Origin of the sequence: Shewanella sp. AS1 (assembly GCF_021412565.1) — a bacterium.
Taxonomy (GTDB): domain Bacteria; phylum Pseudomonadota; class Gammaproteobacteria; order Enterobacterales; family Shewanellaceae; genus Shewanella.
On the sequence record NZ_JAKCLJ010000001.1, the window covers coordinates 685,336 to 707,383 of the forward strand.

Genomic DNA, 22,048 nt, shown 5'->3' on the forward strand with positions numbered 1-22,048 from the left:
GGGTAAAATCGGGGGGTAAGTTCATGCAGTTTTGTTAATCATGTTATGACTTTGGGCGGCTGGCGGTGACGATTTATCGCCCAATAAAAGGGGCCATGACTCGGATGCCATGGCCCGACTAGATTGGGACTATCTTTAACTGAATAGTACTAACTGGATTCAGACGCAGTTTATCGCCTCATACAACTCCTGATACATGAGTTCACGCATCTTGAACTTCTGGATCTTGCCCGTGACCGTCATAGGATATTGGTCGACGAACTTGATGTACCTGGGCACTTTGAAGTAGGCCACCTTTTCGGTGAGAAAATGGCGGATCTCCTCTTCATCGACCAGGGCGCCGGGCTGGGTCTTGATCCAGACACACACCTCTTCGCCATATTTTTCGCTCTTGACGCCAAAGACGGCCGCGTCCTGCACCTGGGGATGAGTGTAAAGCTTCTCCTCGATCTCGCGGGGATAGATGTTCTCGCCGCCGCGAATGATCATATCCTTGATGCGGCCGACGATTTTGACATAGCCTTCGCCGTCCATCTCGCCTATATCCCCCGAATGCAACCAGCCTTGTTTATCGATAGTGGCCGCAGTCTTGGCAACGTCCTGCCAGTAGCCCTGCATGATGCAGTAGCCGCGGCTGCACACCTCACCGGGTTGGTTGACCGGCACTGTCTCACCAAATTCATCGACTATCTTGACCTGAGTATGGGCCAGGGCGCGTCCGACGGTGGCGACCCGCTTCTCCAGTGGCGAGTCAATCTCTGTCATGTTGTTGATCGGGCTGCACTCGGTCTGACCATAACCTATCAGCACCTCTCGCATATACATGAGATTTTGCACCCGGCGCATCACCTCTTCGGGGCAGGTGGCCCCCGCCATCACGCCTGTGCGCAGTGAGCTTAAGTCGAAATCGCTAAATTGCGGATGTTCCAACTGGGCGATAAACATGGTCGGTACGCCGTGCAGGGCGGTGCAGCGCTCCATCTCCACCACTTGCAGGGTGGTGAGGGGGGCGAAGGCATCGCCGGGGAAGATAGCCGCCGCGCCTTTGCTGATGCAGCACAGATTGCCCAGCACCATGCCAAAACAGTGATACAGGGGCACAGGAATACAGAGTCTATCCTCCTTGGTCAGTGCCATGGCATTGGCCACTAACAGGCCATTGTTGAGAATATTGTGGTGGCTCAATGTCGCCCCTTTGGGGTTGCCTGTGGTGCCCGAGGTAAACTGGATATTGATGGCATCGAAGGGGGAGAGCTGTTTGGTGATTGCTGCCAGTGCATCCCGGCTCTGCTGTGTGAGCGGCTGCATCAGCTCGCTGAAGTTCAGCATGCCCTGGGTCTTCTCGGCTCCCATGCGGATCACCCATCTGAGTGCCGGCAGGGCGGCACAGTGCAGCTCACCCGGTTGACTATGGGCCAGCTCGGGTGCCAGTTGCTTGAGCATCTCTAGATAGTGGCTCGACTTGAACTTCTCGGCGCAGATAATGGCCTTACAGCCGACATTATTGAGGGCGTATTGTAACTCTTCCGGGCGGTAGGCCGGGTTGATGCACACCATGATGGCGCCGATTTTAGCCGTGGCAAACTGGGTCAGACACCACTCGATATTGTTCGGTGACCAGATCCCGACGCGATCGCCAGGTCGAATGCCTATGGCCAACAGGCCGGCGGCCAGCGTGTCTATCTGTTGCTGGTATTCGCGGTAGCTCCAGCGTAGCTGTTGATGATGCATCACCACCGCAAGCTGATCCGGATAGCTGTTGGCTATCTCATCGAAATAGGCGCCTATGGTTTGCTCGATAAGCGGCGCGTCTGTGTGACCATTGAATTGACTGAGGGTAAGAGGAATAGGGTTTACCGCTTGCGATGTCTTTACTACCGACATAACGCCTCCGTGATGCTGTTTTTACTTTTGTTATTTTTATCTGACCCGTCAAACCTACCCAAAGCGGATAGCAACAAACAAGCAAATATTGGCCGTTTTAGACTAAAGGTGTAGGGGGCAGGGATGCAATGATGAAGTTATCTGTCATGGTGGGAGACGACAATGGATCTGAGAGTAACCTCATTAATTGCGTTATTGATTTTGATGAGCCTGGGCGGCTGTGCAAATTATAAAACCTCAGATCAGGCATTTTACGATGGGGTGAAAGCCTGTGCCGAGTCACGACCTGATAACCCGGATAACAGGGTGGAAGATAAAGATCTTGCTGGTGGTATATTTAATTTTATCGCCAATGGCTTAGCTAAACTGTTTGGCGCTCAATAAGCTAACTCAATAAGATAAAGAGGTGGCGCGTCAGCCAAGCCTTAGGGCGTGGTTTATTTCTTATCGCGCCTGTCACCTATGATTCGGGCCGGATTGCCAGCGACTATGGCGTAGTCGGGCACATCCTTAGTGACTAGGGCGCCCATGCCAATCACGGCGCAGTCACCTATTTTTACCCCGTCGACAATACCTGCCTGAGCGCCAATCCACACATCTTTACCTATCACTATGCCTTTTGAACTTGCGCTCTGCTGATAGATGGGCGTATCGGGTCGCATGCCATGGTTAAAGGCGTAGATGGTGACATTGTTGGCGATGCGGGTCTGATCCCCTATGATGATTTTACCGCGGCCACCGTCCAATGAGCAGCCGTGGTTAATCGCCACCTCATTGCCCATCGCTATCGGTCCATGCAGAAAGCTGTCGGCGGCGATCATGCACTTAGCGCCGATAATGATATCCCGCCCCGGCTCGGCAAACAGCCTGGCCTGCGGCGCAATAAAACTGTTATCGCCAATCGAGATTGTCTCCAGCGCTATCAGTTTGGCTTGTATCTCATCCTGCCAGGGTTTAGCCCAGCTTAAATGCTTAGGCTTTAAGGAAAAATAGAGCCAGGGCATATAGGCCAGACGCTGCTTATGCTGGGCCTGATAATCTATGGATGTTCCGACACTCTCTTTGGAATTAGGGCTCATGGCTATGATTCTGTCTTAGACTGATTGACTAGAGAAGGGCGGATAAACTCCACCAGAATCTCATCGTCTATTACCCGCCATAGTATATCCAGATCGAAGAGGGCGACCTGATACTGCTTGGGATCGACCTTGGCTTTTTTATAGGCCGGGCGGGGATCTTGCGCCAGCACCTGAGTGATAAGCTCGGCAAGGTGAGGGTAGCGATTGCTGTCAAAGGCGGCTATTTGCGCTGTGGCCGCCTCGCTAAAATTCACTTTGATCAGCACGGGCGCCTCGTGGGCTATGCCGCCCTCGGCATCTTCTATGGCATCAGAGAAGGGGATATAGGGCTTAATGTCGATTATGGGGGTGCCATCGAGCAGATCCATGGCGGAGATCTCCAGCATCACCTTGCCCTTGTGTTGCCGTATGCCATGGAGTTTTACCACAGACTGGCCTATGCCGTTGGGGCGAAAGGTGGAGCGGGTGGCAAAGACACCCAGTTTCTCGTTGCCACCCAGACGGGGTGGCCGCACCGTGGTTTTCCAGCCCTGGGACAGGTTTTCATGGAAACAAAACAGCAGCCAGATATGGGAATATTGCTCTAACCCCCTGACGGCATCGATATGGTTAAAGGGGGCTTGCAGCTCGACAAAGCCACGGGCACTACTGACCAATCCTGGCTGCCTTGGAATACCAAATTTCTGTTTATAGGGGGTGCGACAGATGGCGACTGCCTGTATTTCGCTGGAAAAGGTCATGCAATTGACTCAGGAAAATGGGATTAACAGATCAGGTTTCGACGGCTCAGTTTTTCGGCGGCTCAGTAGTAAGGATAGCCTGACCTAGACACAGTGCTTGAGTGATACAGGCATTGCTGGACTCTTCAAATAACACGCAGCGTTTGACGATAAGACCATTGGCGCCTAACTCGGCTGCGGCTTTGCGCGCCTTAGTTCTGGCATCACTGATGGAGGCGGGCATGTCGTTATCGCGCTCCTGACAGGACTGCCCTTCCACTAAGCCTTTGAGTTCATAGCTTGTGTTAGGCTGATGATCTCCCTGATAGAGCTCCACATCGCCGACCTTAAAATATTCGTTTATGGCCTCGCTATCTAAATTACTGGTAAAGCGGTATTCGCTGGCACAACCACCAAGGAGCAGGGCAAGAAGAATAAGGCTGGGGTTTTTCATGTTAGTGCCTTGTAGAGTGTGAAAAGCGCCAATATCAGCCACGTTAAACTACAGATAGGATAAGTGGCTAATATTGAACGCATTAGATAAGCGTATTCTAGCGTTTTAGGTACTTTTGATAAAGCTGCTGCTGACGATTATTGAGATCTATCTGACGACCATCAATAAATACCGCCTCGACCTTGCTTGTCAGTGGATCGAGCAGTTCTCCCTTAGAGAGCACCAGATTAGCTTTAAAGCCCACCTTGATTGCGCCCATATCCTCTACGCCGAGCAGTTTAGCCGCATCTAAGGTGATGCTCTTAAGCGCTTCTTCTTTACTCAGCCCATAGGCGCTGGCCTGACCGGCGGCAAAGGCAAGATTACGTACGTCCCAATCGCCACTAAAACCCAGGGCGAAGGGGAGGTTAGCCTGTTTCAGTAAACTCGGCACTCTAAAGTTCATATCCACAGCTTCATCTTTACGCATCGGCAGATTGAAGGTGTTGGTGTAGATAACGCCGGCGCCAATCTCGTTAAGCTGCTCGGCCACGCGCCAGGCATCATAGCCACCGACTATCACCAGCTTAAAGCCGTAAGGGCGGGTCATATTGATGGCCTGCTCAATTTGCTCACTGTTATTGGCGTGCACAAACAGCGTGGCCTTGCCTTGATAAAGCGGCAGCATGGCCTGCCAGCGGATATCTATCTTCTCGACGCTCTTGGCATCGCTGGCCAGTTTGTAGCGATATCCCTGCTCTAAACTGGTCTGGATTGCGCTTAACTCCTGCTGATAACCTTTAAGCTGTTCATCCCGTTTCTCCTTATCCTGGGCGAGACGCCAGATATTGGGCCAGTAGAGATGAAACTGCTTGGGCGCCGGCACTAAGGCATCTTCGATTGTCCAGCTGTCTAAGGACACCAGGGAGGATTGCCCCGCAAAGGCTTTGCCTTTAGGTACGACCTGGGCGTGCGTAATGCCGTTGACGCGCACAGTGGGGATGATCTCTGAGTCTGGGTTATAGGCGCTGACAGCAAGAAGCTGAGGATTGCTTTCGCCCACCTCGAAACTGTCGTTACTGGCGCGCATCATAGAGACTTCCACTAGACCGATACTGGTATCCAGTGCAATCAATCCAGGGTAGAGATGTTTATTACTGGCATCGATAACCTCGGCGTCTTGGGTGGGCAAAGCTTTGCCTATGGCGGTGATTTTTCCCTGCTCAAAGCGCACATCACTATTTTTAAGCACGCCATCGCTGACTGTATGCACTGTGGCATTTTGGATCACAATAACCTGGCTCTGCGTCATAGTCGGCACCATGTCGTGGGCAGTGACAGGCTGACTAACTAGGGTATAGGTCATTAAGAGGGCAAGGCCCATTTGAGCAACTGATGACTTCATTAGTGAGCCTCCTTAAATACTGCATCGCTGTTTTGTCCCCAGGCATTGTAATGGGTATCACAATGCCACTGCGGCTCCAGGTTTTCACGGGGAAGCTCGCCGGGAACGGCCGGCGCATCGCTGCTAAGTACGGCTTGAATTAGGGCGGCGCGCTCGGCGGCAACCTTATCGCGCATCGCATTATCTTGCTGACGATCGAAATAACGGCGGCCATTGACCCAGGTGCTGTCCACCTTGGCGTAAACCGAAAGGGGAGAGCTATCCCAGAGCACGATATCGGCCTGTTTGCCGCTCTCGATTGAGCCTGTGACTGTCTCTATGCCAAGCTGTTTGGCCGGATTGATGGTGACCATGTTCCAGGCATCGATTTCACTCATATCACAGTACATCACAGATTTAGCCGCTTCCTGGTTGAGACGGCGCTGCATCTCATAATCGTCTGAGTTAATGCTGGTGACCACACCATGCTTGTTCAGTAAGCAGGTGTTTTGCGGAATGGCATCATAGACCTCAAACTTATAGGCCCACCAGTCGGAGAAGGTTGAGGCGTAGACGCCTTGCTCTGCCATCTCGGGTGCGACCTTATAGCCCTCTAAAATGTGGGTAAAGGTGCCGGCATTGAAACCATAGGCCTTGGCTAAACGCAGATACATTAAGATCTCTGACTGCACATAGGAGTGAACATGCACATGACGCTCACCTGTAAGCACTTGATTGATTGCATCTAATCGCAGGTTGGGTCTGGGAGCGACCTGACGGCGTTTTTGGCTGTTGCTTAGATCGTCATAGGCTTTTTGGGCCTTGTCATAGGCAATCGCTTCATTGAAGGCGTTTTCAAATACCGATTGCACTCCCATGCGACTCTGGGGGAAGCGACGGGTGAAATTATCGCCCCAGTGGGTCTGTTTGACGTTTTCCCCTAAGGCAAATTTGATGCTGGGCGGGGCGCCGTCGAATTTAAGCGCCTGAGCACTGTCACCCCAGCGCATCTGGATCACCTGAGCCTGGCCACCAATGGGGTTTGCGCTGCCGTGTAGGATCTGCGCCGTGGTTACGCCACCAGCCAGGGCGCGGTAGATAGCAATATCGTCGGGGTTAAGTACATCGCCAATACGCACCTCAGAGGTGACGGCATCAGTGCCTTCGTTGGTGCCGCCATTTAGGGCGATATGGGAATGCTCATCTATTATCCCGGCAGTCAGGTGTTTCCCTGTGGCATCGATAACGGTATAGCCTGATGGCGTCGAGAGATTTTGACCTATTTTTTCGATACGACCACGGCTGATAAGCAGGTCGCTATTGTTTAATATTCCCTGCTCGCTTGAGGTCCAGATAGTTGCATTCTTGATATGCAGTTTCTCGATTGCTGCTTGTTGACTCAGGCCATAGGCGACGTTGGGACGGGTCAATTGGGAGACAAGGGTTTTAGGCTGCTTCTCATCACTCTCAGCGGCGCGGGTTTCGCTCTCGATTGGGACACCGGCAAGCAGGTGCTGCACATTGTCCTTATCTAACATGCGGCCATGTATGCCTTGCTCATCAAACCAAAGGGTAAAGCGGTTGATACCAGGATAACCTGCGTCAGTGAGATCGGCGGTGAAGAGTAAACGGCGCTGCTGATAGTCTAGGCCACTGAGTTTGATCTCTTGCTCACCGCTGCTGAGTGTCCCTGTTAGCTTATCGCCTGAGTTAATGGTCAAGTCCAGATTCAGCTCGCCTAAGCTTATTTGGTAGGTGTTGGTGAGCCACTGTTTATCTCTGGGTTCGAGCTGCATCTCTTCTCCCTGTAGATAGAGACTCACTATCTTACCCTGTTCAAACAGGTCGCCATTGGCGATAACCAAGTCGGCCATGAAGCCTGGCTTGAGCTGTCCGGTAAATTCGCTGATGCCGGCAATTTCTGCCGCCTGAGTGGTTAATGCCGCCAGCGCGTCTTGCTTACTAAGACCGGCATTAACGGCTTGTTTTAGCCTGGGCCAGAAAACCTTATTGTCGATACCGTGTTGGGTAAAGGCGAAGGGGATTTTTGCCTGCGCTAATGCCATCGGATTTGTCGGTGCCCGCTCCCAATGCCTTAATTGCGCCAGTGAAGTTTGCCTTTCCATATTGTCATTTTTGACATCTGGGGCGGCGGGGAAATTCAAGGGTAATACCAGACTAAAGCCACTCGCCTTGATTTCATCAACGCGGGCATACTCCTGGCCATTGCCCAGTAAGCTGCCTTTTAATTTAAATTCATTTAATAAATTGGCCGCCCTTAATTCGCTATTTAAGTCTCTCGTTGCAAAGAGAAAGTTTTCTTTATCGCTGTTTTTTAGGCGTTCGAAGGCAATATTAAACTCAAGGGCTTTATCGATTCCCTTGTCTTTGTTTTTGTCTACGTTCTCTTTGTACCATTTTGCATCAGACAGGGTTTGGCGTATTAAGGCGATACTACCCATTAATGAGCTAGGGTAATCCTGAATTGAACTGCCTTTATCGAAGGCTAATAGATGGCTTGAGCGTGAGTTATATATTATGTCATTGGTTTTTAATTGAGCCAAAGAAACAGAGGTGGCTCGTCCTCTGAATATGCCATCGAGTAATCCAGTCTGTACACTGGTAAAGCCATTATTCAGCCAAGTATCCGCTGATTTTTTGTCAGGATAGATATAGTTGAACCACTCTTTTTCCGCGTGAACAGCACCATTTTCGGCATTCCCGCCGATACGTTTTATTTCATATACGGGTGGCTCGACTTTCTCTGCTTCATATTTAAACTCAATGGCGTAATCAGTATAAGGGTCGATAAAGCCGGGATAGATCACCTTGCCAGTCATATCGATAACATAGGCGTCATTTGGCACTTTATTATCGGTAATAATGGATTTGATTTTATTATTTTCGATTAACAGCGTGGCATTGTTAACGATTTCCCCTGGCTCAACCATCAGGGTTGCGTTAGAAAGTGCAGTGATTTTTGGTGTGTTATCAGCAAGTTGAGAATTTGCCGCTGCTGAATTACTTATCAGTGCCAGGGCACTGAAAAAGAGTGTACTGGATAATGTATGGATAGGGTGCATAGAAAGTTTAATGGCTCTGCCTTATGGTGGTGACAGAGTATCTTTATTTGTTAACAATTATCAAGAGATTTGGATTTGTGTTTGATAAAGAAGGGATAAAAATTTGTTGTCAGATGTAAATCCTAATTAAGATAAAGTGGGGCAGTAATGGAGCAATACTTGAGCAATTCTAGAACAATAGTGGTTAATAGTAGGCAAAAAAACCAACTCGCCTAAAGAGAGCTGGTTTTCGTCTCGGATCTGATTATTGAGTTTGGCGCAAGGCCAAAGCGAAATATTCAGTGCCTGGATTTAGTTCCTAGATTCAGTGCCAGGATTTAGAACAGTATGAATTTCGAGCTAGATTAGAAACTCTTCTAGGCTGCGGCCTTTATCCAATTCTGCTTTAAATACTGTTGGCGTACGACCCTGACCCGTCCAAGTAATGGTTTCACCATCGACGACGATTTTATATTTAGGTGGACGAGGAGCACGTTTTTTCTGTACCGATTTAGTTGCCACAGCGCCTAAATCATCGATAGATAATCCAACCGCTTCCATCTGCTGGCGGATCTCTTCAATTTTAGCGTTGCGCTCAGCCATTGCAGCTTGCTCTTCTTCTGCTTGTGCCGCTTTTTCTTCGATGATTTTTTCAAGTTTGCCTGCGACATCTTTCAATTCATCGACGGAAAGTTCCTTTACCGCAGCTTTAAAACGTCTTCCATGGGTCAAAATATCTAAAAATTCGTTCATTTATAAACTTCCCGCTAGTAGAAAATAAAATTAATCTTATCCGGTGACTAATAATAGGAACTAATAAATTAATTATCAAATAAATTGAATAATATTTATTAATATTGTGTGCTGAGCAAAATTATCTATCTATTCCAATAAAACCTTTTGCTGTAAGTCGAATGTATGTTGCGAGACGTATGTATTAAGCGGATAAGTTATCTTCGTTTTGTTAAATTGCTATCTGTTCTATTGAGCAGGAAATGTTGAGATAAGCTTGATCTGTTTTATCAGCGTCGATTTATTGGGTGGGTCGATTTATTGAGTGGCGCACTTTCTGAGATGAATTCGCGTGGAGTTGAGTTCGCTGTGTATAAGAGTCGATAGCTTATTGTCGGCAACATTATCTGTCAGTTGCCAGCTAATCTGCGGGTTTGTTGGCACGCTCTTGTTGACGTTAACGTTAACAAGAAGTAAAGTGGCACAAGTTTATGGTAGTGCTGAGTACTATCTTTATTTTCCAGATAACTTTATTCCCAGAAAAAGACGTAAGAAGGAAGCCTTATGAAAGTATTGGTGCCAGTAAAACGCGTCGTCGATGCCAATGTGAAGGTCAGGGTGAATGCTGACAATACCAATGTCGATACCGCAAACCTGAAAATGGCCATCAACCCATTTTGTGAGATTGCTGTAGAAGAAGCGGTTCGCTTACAAGAAGCCGGTATTGCCACAGAAGTTGTTGTCGTCACTATAGGTCCTAAGGCTGCGCAGGAGCAGCTGCGTACGGCCATGGCGCTGGGTGCAGATCGTGGTATTCATATTGAAACCGATGAGGTGCTTGCGCCACTTTCTATCGCTAAGTTGCTTAATGCCGTTCAGGCACAGGAGCAGGCTCAGCTTATCTTATTAGGTAAACAATCTATTGATGGTGATAATAACCAGACGGGTCAGATGTTAGCTGCATTGTCGGGTCTGCCTCAGGCTACCTTCGCGTCAGAAGTGAAAGTTGAAGGCGATTGCGTCATGGTCACCCGTGAAATCGATGGTGGCCTGCAAGGTCTGAAACTGCCTTTGCCTGCGATTATCACTACAGATTTGCGTCTTAATGAACCTCGTTACGCTAAATTACCCAACATCATGAAGGCCAAGCGTAAACCGCTGGATACTGTGACGGTTGAGAGTTTGGGCGTCACGCTTAAGCAGCACCAGGAAGTGGTGAGTGTGGCTGCGCCAGCTGCGCGTGCGGCAGGTGTGATGGTGGCTTCTGTTGAGGAGCTGGTTGAAAAGCTGAAAAATGAAGCGAAGGTGATCTAATGGCTACGCTAGTAATTGCAGAACATGATAATAGTAGTATCAAACTCGATACCGCCAAGACGCTAGCTTGTGCTCAGGCGATCGGTGCTGAGGTGGATCTGTTAGTCATTGGCCATCAGTGTGCCAGTGTGGTCGATTCGGCGAAAAGCCTGTCGGGTGTTAGAAAGGTACTAGTGGCCGATAATGCCGTTTACTCACAGCATCTGGCTGACAACATCGCAGAGTTAGTGGTATCGCTGGCAGGTGAATATCAGCATATTCTGGCGGCAGCGTCGAGCCAGGGCAAAGATTTTCTGCCACGTGTCGCGGCGCTGCTTGATGTCGCGCAGGTCTCTGAAGTGGTTGAAGTGGTGAGTGATGACACTTTCGTGCGTCCTATCTATGCGGGCAGCGCGTTAGCGACGGTTAAGAGCTTAGATGCCATCAAGGTGATGACGGTACGAGTCAGTGCGTTTGATGCGGTTGCTAACGATGGCAGTGCAGATGTGCAGACTGTGGATGGCGTGTTTGGCTCAAAGGTTGAGTTTATCTCTCAGACACTGACCGAATCTGAGCGTCCAGATCTTGGCGCCGCTTCAGTTGTTGTGTCTGGTGGCCGTGCCCTAGGCAGCAGCGAAAACTTCGTCATACTTGAGCAATTAGCCGATAAACTGGGCGGCGCCGTGGGTGCATCCCGTGCCGCCGTGGATGCGGGTTATGTGGCAAACGATCTCCAGGTCGGTCAGACGGGTAAGATAGTTGCGCCGGATCTTTACATTGCCGTGGGTATATCCGGTGCTATCCAGCATCTAGCCGGTATGAAAGATGCCAAGGTGATTGTGGCTATCAACAAAGATCCTGAAGCGCCAATCTTCCAGGTGGCTGATTATGGCTTGGAAGCGGATCTGTTTGAGGCTGTGCCTAAGCTGATTGAGCTTTTATAAGCATATTTCTGTTTTGATCTAAAATAATACGTGATATAACTCACATCCAGCGGCTTTAAAGTAGCATACTTAAAGCCGCTTGTGTTTTTATGTGCCGCTACGCCAAATGATAGTGACATTGTTTGGCGTCCTGAAATGTAGAGGTGCATTGAATATCAGTAATGTTCATTAGGGTGATGCCGTACTAATGGATTGTTTTAACTAAACAATCTCAGTGAACATGAAAGGATTCAATGCCGAAGTCGTCAGTTTATCAAACCTGACTGCTGGGACTGTTATCGAATAGATACAGTACTGCCATAGTACTTTTTATTAGGATGATAGAAAGAAGCGATACCCCTGGGAGCTATTACCTAAGGTATTACTGTGGAGCGCTACTGATAGGACAGGTGTTATCTCTATTGCTTTATTGCAGTATCCCACCCGTTCAGTACCCTCCATTCGTCATTAAACGAAGATAAGATTAATCATGACAACTTTGAGCTATGCCGATTCGGCACTGTCCTTGCTGCCTCCGCTGGTGGCTATCTTATTGGCGATATTTACTCGTCGTGTACTGCTCTCCCTCGGTGTAGGGATCCTTTTAGGGGCGATTTTCATCAGCGACTACTCAGTCGTCAATGCTGGCCAATACCTGAGCCAACAAGTCCTGGGCCTGTTTTGGGATGATGGCGCGATAAACAGCTGGAACGTCTATCTGCTCGGTTTCCTTATCCTGCTTGGGATGATCACCGCCTTAATCACAGTCAGTGGCGCAGCTAAGGCTTTTGCCGATTGGGCACGTCAGCATATCCGCAATAAGCGCGATGCTAAGCTGCTGACCATGTTCCTCGGTTGTGTGGTGTTTATCGATGATTACTTCAACAGCTTAGTGGTGGGCAGTGTGGCTCGCCCCTTGACCGACAGATATTATGTGTCGCGCAGCAAGCTGGCTTATTTGCTGGATTCTACTGCGGCGCCTATCTGTGTTATCTCACCTGTATCAAGCTGGGGCGCTTACATTATCGCCCTGATTGGCGGCATTCTAACTGCCCACGGTTTTACCGACAGCGGCCATCTGAGCGTGTTCATCCAGATGATCCCGATGAACTTCTATGCCATCTTCTCGCTCTTGCTACTGCTTTGCGTGGCCATTATGGGCTTAGATGTTGGCCCAATGCGCCAGCATGAGTTTAATGCACAAAAGGGTAACCTCTATGATGAATCAAAAGGTCTGCCGCCTGGGGCGAGTCATGATCTGCCAGAGGCGGATTCAGGTAAGGTGCTGGGGCTGTTTTTACCTATAGGTGTGCTGGTATTTGCCACTATCTATTTCATGGTCAGCAGTGGCGCCGATGCTTTAACTGCAGAAAACCTGCCTTTTAGTGTGCTTGGCGCGTTTGAGAACACAGATGTGGCATCGTCACTCTTCTTTGGCGCCTTAGTTGGCCTGGGTGTAACCCTAGTGCTGGTACTCAGCCAAGGTTTAGAGAAGTCTTATCTCTTTAAAGGCCTGTTTGTCGGGGCCAAGTCTATGCTGCCTGCCATCTATATTCTGCTCTTCGCCTGGACGATTGCCGGCGTGATTGGGCAGATGGAGACGGGCAAGTATATGGCGAACCTGGCAACGGGCAGCATTCCTTTTGCGCTTCTACCGGCGGCGCTGTTTGTGCTGGCCGGGGTCACAGCATTCTCTACGGGAACCAGCTGGGGGACATTCGGCATTATGCTGCCTATCGCGGCGGATATGGCGATGGGCACCCACACTAACATGATGCTACCTATGCTGGCCGCTGTGCTGGCTGGTGCCGTGTTTGGCGATCATTGCTCACCCATTTCAGATACCACGATTCTCTCGTCAACGGGAGCGAACTGCCACCATATCGACCATGTGGTAACTCAGCTGCCTTACGCGCTCATAGTGGCGCTGATAAGCCTGGTCGGTTACGGTATTTTAGGCTTTACCGAATCTGTTGCTGCAGGTTTGTTGACTTGTGCAGGCTTGTTTGTGGTTGCTGTGCTTATACTGCGTCATAAGGCGAGTCAGCCGGTCTGATCTTATGAATACGCTTTTCGCTTCGCGCTAAAAAGTGACAGATAAAAAAATGCCGCTCACTAAGGTGAGCGGCATTTTTATTGCCAGCATGTTAATCCGGTAAAGGGATTATTTTAATCCGCGGCGTTTAAGCAGCGCATCTGTGGTTGGCGCTTGACCACGGAAGTTTTGATAGGCTTCCATTGGTGGCACGCTGTTACCCACTTCACGGATCGTCTTACGGAACTTCATGCCGATCTCGCGGTTCAGGCCGCCTTGGGTCTGCACATAAGCAAAGGCATCGGCCGCTAAGATCTCGCTCCACATGTAAGCGTAGTAACTTGCTGAATATCCGCCAGGGAAGGCGTGAGCGAAGTAAGTCGAGCGGTAACGTGGCGGCACGGCAGGAATGTTAATGCCGTGCTTCTCAAGCGCCTTGGCTTCAAAGCTCGTCACATCCTGCAGCGGTGTGCCAGCAGGCAGAGAGTGCCACTCTAAATCCACTAAGGCGGCAGCCATATATTCTAGGGTATCGAAACCTTGGTTAAAGCTACGTGAGTCCAGTAGTTTTTTCAGCAGATCCGCTGGCAGCACTTCGCCTGTCTGATAATGCTTGGCATAGTTGGCCAGCACTTCAGGGTGCGCGGCCCAATCTTCCTCAAACGTCGATGGGAACTCGACAAAATCACGAGATACCGCTGTGCCTGCAAGGCTTGGGTATTTTACTTTAGAGAACATGCCGTGGGTGCCGTGGCCAAGTTCGTGGAACATAGTGGTCACCTGATCGTAGCTTACAAAGGTCGGCTCGCCATCAGGTGCTTTCTTGATGTTCATCACGTTAACCACAACTGGCTTCTTGTTTAGCAGTTCTGACTGACCCACAAACGAGCTCATCCAGGCGCCACCACGTTTGCCTTCACGGGCAAAATAGTCGGCGTAGAAGATGGCCATAGAGGTGCCGTCGGCATCGAACATCTCGTAGGCTTCAACATCTTCATGATACACAGGCAGGTCGGTACGTGGCTTGAATGTCACACCATAGAGTCTTTCCAAGGTGAAGAACACACCATCTTTAAGCACTCTGTCAAACTCGAAGTAAGGCTTGATTGAGGCCTCATCTAAGTCATATTTCTCTTTGCGAACCTTCTCGGCATAGAATGCCCAGTCCCATGGCGCCAATTCAAAATCACCGCCGGTTTTGTTGATCATCGCCTGAATGTCGGCCGCTTCTTTATTGGTGTTCGCCACAACGGCGGGCACCATAGAGCCGAACATCTTATAAACCGCAGCAGGCTCTTTGGCCATTTGTGGTGTCAGGCGGTAATCCGCCCAGCTGTTGTAACCTAATAGGGCGGCGCGCTCTGAGCGAAGCTGCGCCAGACGAGCCACCAGTGATGCGGTTTCATTTTCCCCAGACAGGCCACGGTTGGCAGAAGCAGACCAGATGCGCTCACGCAGTTCACGGTTTTCCAGTTTGGCTAGGATAGGCTGACGCGTGGTGTTGGTGATGCTAATAAGGTATTTACCTTTGTAGCCTTGTTCCTCGGCATCCGCTTTGGCGGCGCGGATCTCACTCTCTGTTAGACCAGACAGCTCGGCTTCATTGTCAACCACTACGGCGATCTCTTTGGTGAGGCGCAGCAGACGCTGAGAAAACTCATTAGTCAGGGTGGATTGCTCTTCGTTCAGTACACGAATTTTGGCTTTTTGATCTTCGGTTAGCTTGGCGCCAGCCATCACGAAACGCTGATGATACACCTCGATTAAACGCACCTCTTCCTTGGTTAATCCAAGCTGCTCGCGAGTTTGGTACAGGCTGTCGATACGGTTAAATAGGGCCGCATTGAGGTGGATGTTGTCATTGTGGGCGGCCATCTTAGGCGCCATTTCACCCTGGATTTTACGCAGGGTTGGGTTGCTGTTCGAGCCGGTCAGATTGTAGAACACGCTCGAAGTACGGCTTAATAGCTCGCCAGCGGTTTCCATCGCCACTATGGTATTAGCAAAAGTGGGGGCATCGCCGTTGTTGGCTATGGCTAAAATTTCTTGGTAGTGCTGGGCCATGCCCAGTTCTAGCGCAGGCTTAAAATGCTCATCCTTGATGATGGCAAAGTTAGGTGCCTGATATTGAAGTGTGCTTTTTTTCATCAGTGGGTTCTGGGCGATTTCGGCAGCGGATAAGCTGGCTTGAGCCTGCTGTGAAGTGTTACTTTGGCAACCCGCTAACAGGAAAGAGGTTGAAAAAGCACCCGCAATGGCAAGTGCAATAAAACTTTTTTTCATTGTTTTATTTTTCATTGTTAATTGTGTCCTTCAAATGGTTATGCTTTTTATTAATTTTTTATATATTTTGGGTGGGCGCCCGACCGTAGCATTTAAGGCTTAAATGAGTCTTAAAATCAGCGGTGACAAGCGGGGCGATAGTGCGAATAAAAAGAGCCTGACATGTGTCAGGCTCTTTTGCTTTGCAGGGATATCTCAATTGAGATGATTTACTTTATATCAATTGCTTCATACTCGGTTGAGTGAGCTTAACTGATTCTTCGTCAGTGTTAGCCAGTCTTAGCGAGTGAAGTTATGGTATTTCTCGATACCGAAGCTGCTGCCAGTGTTGTGACAAGTTGCACAAGACTCTTCTGGCATTTGTGAGTACCAAGCTTCTGTCGACAGATCGTTGATACCAATGCTGATGTAGCCGCCGTTTTGATCCATGTGTGCTTTAGCTGAGGCATCATTATGACATGCAACACAGTTTGCAGTTACTGGGCTAGTCATCTTGCTGCCTGGCTCAAGAATATATTGAGTAGGCACTTTAGCTAGATCAACTGAGCTATCGTGACAAGCCGCACAGCTGGTTTGTGGAGCGATTGCACCAGCACCGTTAGCCTTGCCAGTTTGCTTGTAGCTACCGTCAGCTTGTTTCTCAACTTCACCAACCAGTGAGCCGTTACCCCAGTGCCAGCCGTGAACCATAGGACCGAAACCGGCACCTACATCGGCAGAAGTACGAGCCATACCGTTGTCATGACATGCGATACATGCTCTGCCACCTTCATCGAAGGCACCATTCTTGTGGAATGCAGTCGCATCGTTATGACATGTAGTACAGCTGTTGTCATTGATCACTTTACGACGTTCAAATTTGCTTTCTGTGGTTGTTACAGGATCCACAGCACCAGAATAAGCGGTAAACGATACGCCCATTGAGCCATCATAGCCATTAGCTCTGATACGGTCGCCAGTTTGGCCGCGAACATTACCGTCATAGTTCATCCAACCTTCAGTGCTGAAGCTTACACGTGCAGAAGCAACTAGGTTTGCATCAGGGAAGCCAGCAAAGTCGATGTTAGCATCATCATGACATAGCGTCTTAGTGCCGTCGGCATTGTAACCATAGCTGTAGTTACTACGGTTACCTGGACGGCCCACTAAAGCCTCTTCTGTTTCAGCATGTAAGTAGTAGCTCGCGTAAACAATAGGTTTAGAGGCATCATAACCTGTTGTGCTAGCTGCATCGTTGTAGTTATCTTCGATATTAACGATATTTCCGGCAGCATCTTTAACAGTTAGGGTTGAACACCAGCCTGGAGCAGGAGATACAGGTGCAGCATTGCTACCAGCATAGTGATCGGCAACTGCAACCACATCGGCCACTCTTTCAGGGGTAGAAATTTCTACTGTGTATTCAGCACGAACTGCTTTTAGCTCGGCAATACCAGATTTAGTCTGGTGTAAATTGCGTACATCAGCACCATTGCTTGGCTGAATATTACCTGGAACTCCGCCTGTGTCATGGCAGTCGATACAGCCAGGACCTGCGATGTTGATGTTCACAGTGGCGTCAACGTGACAAGAGCTACAGTTCATTACACTGAAGTCTTTAGTGAACTTATCTCTGTGGTTGATGTGGCCAATCTTAGAAAGGGTATTGGTTGCGTAACCGCCCTCAGAGAAGCCTTCAGCGTTTTTCACACCGCGGCTAACTGAGCCGTGACAGGCCATACAGCCAGCAACGAATTCAACTTCACCGTCCATACCTTGAGCTACATATGCTGAGTGTTGATTAGGACTGGTTGAGTAGTCAACGTGACAAGAGTAACAGGCTTCAGTTGCAGTTGAGAAAGCGCCTTCTGGCTTGTTTACAACGAATCTGGCAGAAGCGGCGATGCCACTTTCTTTATGGCCACCGACAGTCAACCAAACGAGACCTTCAGTGCCAGCATTTACACCCGCCATAGGGGCTGTAAACTCATAGTGGCCATCGCCAAGTGCAGTCAGGGTTGCACCTTCAGTATCGGAAGGATTACCTTGTCTATCAAATGTACCAAATCCTACTGTGCCACCGATGTGCACGTTATCGGCTACACCATTGATATCAGCTTCGTCACGGTTGTTGATAAAGCCTTTTTCAGTCAATGCTGAAACTTTACCTTGGGCAGTTCTTAAGCCGTTGATCAGTTCACCATTTTCGTTAGTGACTTCAAACTCATAAGTGATTTGACCTTCACCTAAGGTGTAGTTGATCACATTAACATTTGTTTCAGCAGAAGTGCTAACAGCTGGTGGAGTCCAAGAATCCCCCGGTGTACCAGCAACGCCGTCTACGCCGTCAACGCCATCTTTTCCGTCTTCACCAGTACAGCCAACCAATGCGCCTGCCAGAGTAGCAGCGATCACAAAGGACAGCTTTTTAGATGTAAAAATTTTCATCATTTTCTCCAATTGATCCAATATGTTGAGCGATAGGTTGCGGCGCTAAGTCTTGCAGGGGATCATCAGCTAAGAACCCATCGTTATTTTTGTATCGGATACACGTTATTTTTTATGTTGAGCACTCATCAATTTGCTCAAGGTTGAGTCTACTGTTAAAAGTGTGTGTATTTTTTGATACAAGTCTCAATAGGAAGTATCCATTTAGAGGTATATCGCATTTTTGTTATCTTTTTGTTCTTAAGAAAAATCTTATAAAACAATAATTAAGGTTGAGTTAAGTTTGCGGTAACACTTGCGTAACAATGAGCTGTGATAAAGGAGAAAGGCCAAGTTTTGGGCCCCTCTTTATGGGAAAGGAACAGGCGAGAAATTGGAGGGAAAAATCTACCTTGTTAACAATGAGTTTATATCTGCTTACTTATAGATGTTTATGTCGAGAGATATGTGTTCAGCGCCAAGCGAAACCACTTAATGATGAAATAAGCGGGGTTGGGCTACGTTTCCCTTAATAGAAAATGATAAACTTTTGCCGCTTATTTAAGGTGACGTTTTCTATTTACAGTGATTAAGGGACAGCTCTTGGCGCAACTCTACTTTTATTATTCGGCAATGAATGCCGGTAAATCGACCTCATTGTTACAATCTTCCTATAACTACCGTGAGCGCGGTATGAATACCTTGGTGATGACAGCCTCCATAGACGACAGATACGGCGTCGGTAAGGTGGCCTCGCGCATTGGTATCGAAACCGAGGCGCAGGTGTTCAGTGCCAACGATGACTTAGCCCAGATGGTAGCCGCCGAGTTAGCCAAGGCGCCGCTGCACTGTATTTTGATCGATGAATCGCAGTTTCTCAGTAAAGCTCAGGTGAAGCAGCTTACCTATGTGGTGGATATTTTAGATATCCCTGTGCTTTGCTATGGCCTTAAAACTGACTTCCAGGGCGAGCTGTTTAGCGGCAGTCAATATCTGTTGGCCTGGGCCGATAAGCTGGTGGAGCTGAAAACCATCTGTCATTGTGGTCGTAAGGCGAACATGGTGGTGCGATTAGATGGTGAGGGCAAGCCGATGAAAGAGGGTGAGCAGGTGGCAATAGGCGGTAACGAAAGTTACGAGTCCGTTTGTCGTAAACATTTTCGCGCCCACCTTTGGGACTAGGGCGTTTAGCTTAAGGCTTATTGAGGCTGAATGCTGAACCACTTCTGATACAGACGCTGGATCTCACCTCGACTCTTTAGCCGATTCAGCGCTTGATTCAGACGAGCACTCAGTTGTGTATTGCCTTTTTTTACCGCAATGGCGACCGGCGTGCCTGGATAGTCGGCAAAGGGCAGCATTCTGATTTTCAGTCCCAGCTGCTTGGCTAAGTAAAAGCCAACAGCCTTGGGCATGATGGCAGCGGCCACCTTACCTGAGGCCAGCAGCATCATTGAGTCACTCTTACTGTGAGTGACTATGAGGCGATAATCAAACAAGCTGCCGCTCTCCTTTAACTTATTCTCGATAAAAGAGTGCTTGTCTCCTGCGATCCGCTGATTGGTTAGGTCACTCAGGTCAAGGATTTGTGTCTCGGCCAGAACAAAAATGGCATCTTTTCTGAAGTAATAGGGCAGTGAAAAGTCAAATAGCTGTTTGCGAATGGGGCTGATCTCCATGCCGACGATAAAGTCGCTCTGCTCCGTCCTGAGTTCGTTAAGCACGTTTTCCCATTGATTCTGTCTAAATTCAAATTGCTGATTAAGCTCAGCCATTAAGGCTCTGGCGACATCGGCATCGAAACCTGTCACCTGCTGCTTTTCAGAAAATTGGTAAGGTGGAAAACCTAAAGAGATGCCGCAGATAAGGGGAGTGGCGCTATCTTGCCTCAGGCTTTCATCCGGTAACTGGCCCAGCTCCTTGGCTGTGGTTGTTCCTGAACAAAAAATAAGCAAAAATGCCAGCAGGGCAAAGATGAGTGAGGGTTTCAAATGGATTGTTCTCCTTACTTTTGATGCCTAAGACAAATCGAGTATTCACAGAAGTCTATCATTAGCAGATGATGAATTAACAGGTGCTGAATTAATAGATTAAGTCGGCCTCAAAGCCTCTATCATAGATGATACTCACGCTTTAGTGGGAGGCGCTAACGCTTCGATAAAAAATGCCGCGCCAGAATGACGCGGTATTTTTATTACGAGCTGAAGGGACTATTCAGCATTTACAAGCATTTATATAAGGTGGGGCGTTATAGCTGCATCTCTGGCACGTGCTCAGGCACGATAAGCTTGCCAGCCGTTTTGCTCACTATTTCTTCCACGCTGACGCCGGGAGCGCGCTCTAGCAGATGAAATGCGCCGTCCTTAATTTCGAGGAACGCCAGATCTGTCAGTACCCGCTTGATGCAGCCAAAGCCGGTCAGGGGCAGTTCGCACAGTGGCAGGAGTTTAGAGTTGCCATGCTTATCGGCGTGCATCATAGTCACGATAATATTTTCGGCACCGGCGACCAGATCCATGGCGCCACCCATGCCTTTAATTAGCTTGCCTGGGATCATCCAGGAGGCGATTGAACCTTGCACATCCACCTCGAAAGCGCCCAGCACAGTTAAGTCCACATGGCCGCCACGGATCATGGCAAAGCTCTCTGCCGATGAGAAGAAAGATGCGCCGGGTACTGTGGTCACAGTCTGCTTGCCTGCGTTGATAAGGTCGGCGTCGATCGTCTCTTCGGTGGGAAACTCGCCCATCCCCAGCAAGCCGTTTTCCGATTGCAGCATCACCTGCATTCCTTTTGGAATATAGTTAGCCACTAAGGTTGGAATACCTATGCCTAAGTTAACATAGTAACCATCTTGCAGTTCCTGAGCGACACGTTGCGCCAGTTGATCTCTTGATAATGCCATAGTGTCAGCTCCTATTGACTCGCCTTGACGGTGCGCTGCTCGATGCGCTTCTCGAATGTGCCTTGAATGATGCGATCCACATAGATCCCTGGGGTGTGGATATGATCAGGATCCAGTTCACCCGGCTCAACAATGTGTTCGGCTTCGACAACAGTGATCTTACCTGCGGTAGCCATCATTGGGTTGAAGTTGGCGGCTGTTTTACGGAACACCAGGTTGCCCATGGTATCGGCCTTCCAGGCGCGTACTAAGGCGAAATCGGCTTTCAGTGCCTGTTCCAGCACATAGTGGCGACCATCGATCTCGCGGGTCTCCTTGCCTTCGGCAACCGGCGTGCCGTAGCCTGTGGCGGTGAAGAAAGCGGGGATACCGGCGCCGCCGGCGCGGATTTTTTCCGCCAGCGTGCCCTGAGGAGTCAAGATCACATTGAGTTCGCCCGAGAGCATCTGCTGCTCAAAGGTGGCGTTCTCGCCTACATAAGAGGCGATCATAGTGCTGATTTGGCGGCTCTTTAACAGTAAGCCCAGACCAAAATCATCCACACCTGCGTTATTTGAGATGGCGGTGAGGCCCTTGGCGCCGGTTTTCACCATCTGGGCGATTAAGCCTTCCGGGATACCGCATAAGCCAAAGCCACCGACCATGACGGTCATATTATCTTCCAGGCCAGCCAAGGCTTCATCATAGCTGGCGACCAGTTTGTTGAGTCCTGCCATTGTTATTCTCTCCTTTTATTGGGCATGGCTTGGGTCGCCATTTCCCCTTATATCTGTTTACGCTTTGCACTCTTTTATATACAGAGGTTTTGTTTACAGAAGCTTCGTTTATAGATGCTTCGTTTACTGACGTTCTGCTTAATCTCTTTGAGCTACGAGCTACGAGCTACGAGCTTCGAGCAACGGGTTACGAG

Annotated in this window: 17 protein-coding genes and 1 riboswitch; of the genes, 5 read left to right on the top strand and 12 right to left on the bottom strand. The window is 49.2% G+C overall.

All coding sequences use genetic code 11. The features are described from left to right. Positions 1-159: 159 nt before the first annotated feature. Positions 160-1,884, bottom strand: coding sequence for an AMP-binding protein (locus LZP69_RS03095; RefSeq protein WP_234198714.1), 1,725 nt, complete (start codon positions 1,882-1,884; stop codon positions 160-162). A gap of 162 nt (positions 1,885-2,046) precedes the next feature. Here LZP69_RS03095 and LZP69_RS03100 point away from each other — a divergent pair, with 162 nt between their 5' ends. Continuing rightward, positions 2,047-2,268 carry a hypothetical protein gene (locus LZP69_RS03100; protein WP_234198715.1) on the top strand — a complete coding sequence of 74 codons (222 nt, stop codon included), beginning with the start codon at positions 2,047-2,049 and terminating at the stop codon, positions 2,266-2,268. 53 nt (positions 2,269-2,321) lie between these two features. Here the strand turns inward: LZP69_RS03100 and LZP69_RS03105 are convergent, their stop codons facing one another. From LZP69_RS03105 to LZP69_RS03130, 6 genes are all read right to left on the bottom strand, one after another. Beyond that, the gene (locus LZP69_RS03105; RefSeq protein WP_234198716.1) at positions 2,322-2,963 is read right to left on the bottom strand and encodes an acyltransferase; all 642 of its coding nucleotides are present in this window, start codon (positions 2,961-2,963) and stop codon (positions 2,322-2,324) included. A gap of 2 nt (positions 2,964-2,965) precedes the next feature. Further along, positions 2,966-3,703, bottom strand: coding sequence for a tRNA (N6-threonylcarbamoyladenosine(37)-N6)-methyltransferase TrmO (gene tsaA / locus LZP69_RS03110; RefSeq protein ID WP_234198717.1), 738 nt, complete (start codon positions 3,701-3,703; stop codon positions 2,966-2,968). 46 nt (positions 3,704-3,749) lie between these two features. Continuing rightward, positions 3,750-4,136 (bottom strand): Rcs stress response system protein RcsF, encoded by a 387-nt coding sequence (rcsF, locus tag LZP69_RS03115; RefSeq protein WP_234198718.1) that lies wholly within the window; start codon positions 4,134-4,136, stop codon positions 3,750-3,752. A 97-nt stretch (positions 4,137-4,233) separates the two neighbouring features. After that, entirely contained in the window at positions 4,234-5,520 is a 1,287-nt protein-coding gene (locus tag LZP69_RS03120; protein ID WP_442800656.1) for an amidohydrolase family protein, read from the bottom strand. Next, the gene (locus LZP69_RS03125) at positions 5,520-8,582 is read right to left on the bottom strand and encodes an amidohydrolase family protein (protein ID WP_234198719.1); all 3,063 of its coding nucleotides are present in this window, start codon (positions 8,580-8,582) and stop codon (positions 5,520-5,522) included. The genes LZP69_RS03120 and LZP69_RS03125 overlap by 1 nt, the downstream gene beginning before the upstream one ends. A 339-nt stretch (positions 8,583-8,921) precedes the next feature. After that, positions 8,922-9,314 carry an H-NS histone family protein gene (locus LZP69_RS03130; RefSeq protein ID WP_234198720.1) on the bottom strand — a complete coding sequence of 131 codons (393 nt, stop codon included), beginning with the start codon at positions 9,312-9,314 and terminating at the stop codon, positions 8,922-8,924. A gap of 543 nt (positions 9,315-9,857) precedes the next feature. Between LZP69_RS03130 and LZP69_RS03135 the strand changes: the two genes are divergently transcribed. From LZP69_RS03135 to LZP69_RS03145, 3 genes are all read left to right on the top strand, one after another. After that, positions 9,858-10,607 carry an electron transfer flavoprotein subunit beta/FixA family protein gene (locus LZP69_RS03135; protein ID WP_234198721.1) on the top strand — a complete coding sequence of 250 codons (750 nt, stop codon included), beginning with the start codon at positions 9,858-9,860 and terminating at the stop codon, positions 10,605-10,607. Then, positions 10,607-11,530, top strand: a complete 924-nt coding sequence (locus LZP69_RS03140) for an electron transfer flavoprotein subunit alpha/FixB family protein (protein WP_234198722.1) — start codon at positions 10,607-10,609, stop codon at positions 11,528-11,530. Before LZP69_RS03135 ends, LZP69_RS03140 begins: the two co-directional genes overlap by 1 nt. A 130-nt stretch (positions 11,531-11,660) precedes the next feature. Further along, positions 11,661-11,915: riboswitch (Lysine riboswitch) on the top strand. Positions 11,916-11,999: 84 nt separating this feature from the next. Further along, complete coding sequence (locus tag LZP69_RS03145; protein ID WP_234198723.1) at positions 12,000-13,565, top strand: Na+/H+ antiporter NhaC family protein; 1,566 nt, start codon at positions 12,000-12,002, stop codon at positions 13,563-13,565. Positions 13,566-13,673: 108 nt separating this feature from the next. On the opposite strand, the gene LZP69_RS03150 is transcribed toward LZP69_RS03145, so the two are convergent. Next, positions 13,674-15,827: a M3 family metallopeptidase gene (locus LZP69_RS03150; RefSeq protein ID WP_234198944.1), complete on the bottom strand. Its 2,154-nt coding sequence runs from the start codon at positions 15,825-15,827 to the stop codon at positions 13,674-13,676. 279 nt (positions 15,828-16,106) lie between these two features. Continuing rightward, complete coding sequence (locus LZP69_RS03155) at positions 16,107-18,254, bottom strand: multiheme c-type cytochrome (RefSeq protein WP_234198724.1); 2,148 nt, start codon at positions 18,252-18,254, stop codon at positions 16,107-16,109. Positions 18,255-18,836: 582 nt separating this feature from the next. Here LZP69_RS03155 and LZP69_RS03160 point away from each other — a divergent pair. Then, the gene (locus tag LZP69_RS03160; protein WP_234198725.1) at positions 18,837-19,415 is read left to right on the top strand and encodes a thymidine kinase; all 579 of its coding nucleotides are present in this window, start codon (positions 18,837-18,839) and stop codon (positions 19,413-19,415) included. A gap of 17 nt (positions 19,416-19,432) precedes the next feature. Here LZP69_RS03160 and LZP69_RS03165 read toward each other — a convergent pair whose 3' ends face one another. The 3 genes from LZP69_RS03165 to LZP69_RS03175 form a co-directional block, all read right to left on the bottom strand. After that, positions 19,433-20,224: a transporter substrate-binding domain-containing protein gene (locus tag LZP69_RS03165; RefSeq protein WP_234198726.1), complete on the bottom strand. Its 792-nt coding sequence runs from the start codon at positions 20,222-20,224 to the stop codon at positions 19,433-19,435. 257 nt (positions 20,225-20,481) lie between these two features. Beyond that, complete coding sequence (locus LZP69_RS03170; RefSeq protein WP_234198727.1) at positions 20,482-21,138, bottom strand: 3-oxoacid CoA-transferase subunit B; 657 nt, start codon at positions 21,136-21,138, stop codon at positions 20,482-20,484. A gap of 11 nt (positions 21,139-21,149) precedes the next feature. Beyond that, complete coding sequence (locus LZP69_RS03175; RefSeq protein ID WP_234198728.1) at positions 21,150-21,854, bottom strand: CoA transferase subunit A; 705 nt, start codon at positions 21,852-21,854, stop codon at positions 21,150-21,152. Positions 21,855-22,048 lie beyond the last annotated feature (194 nt).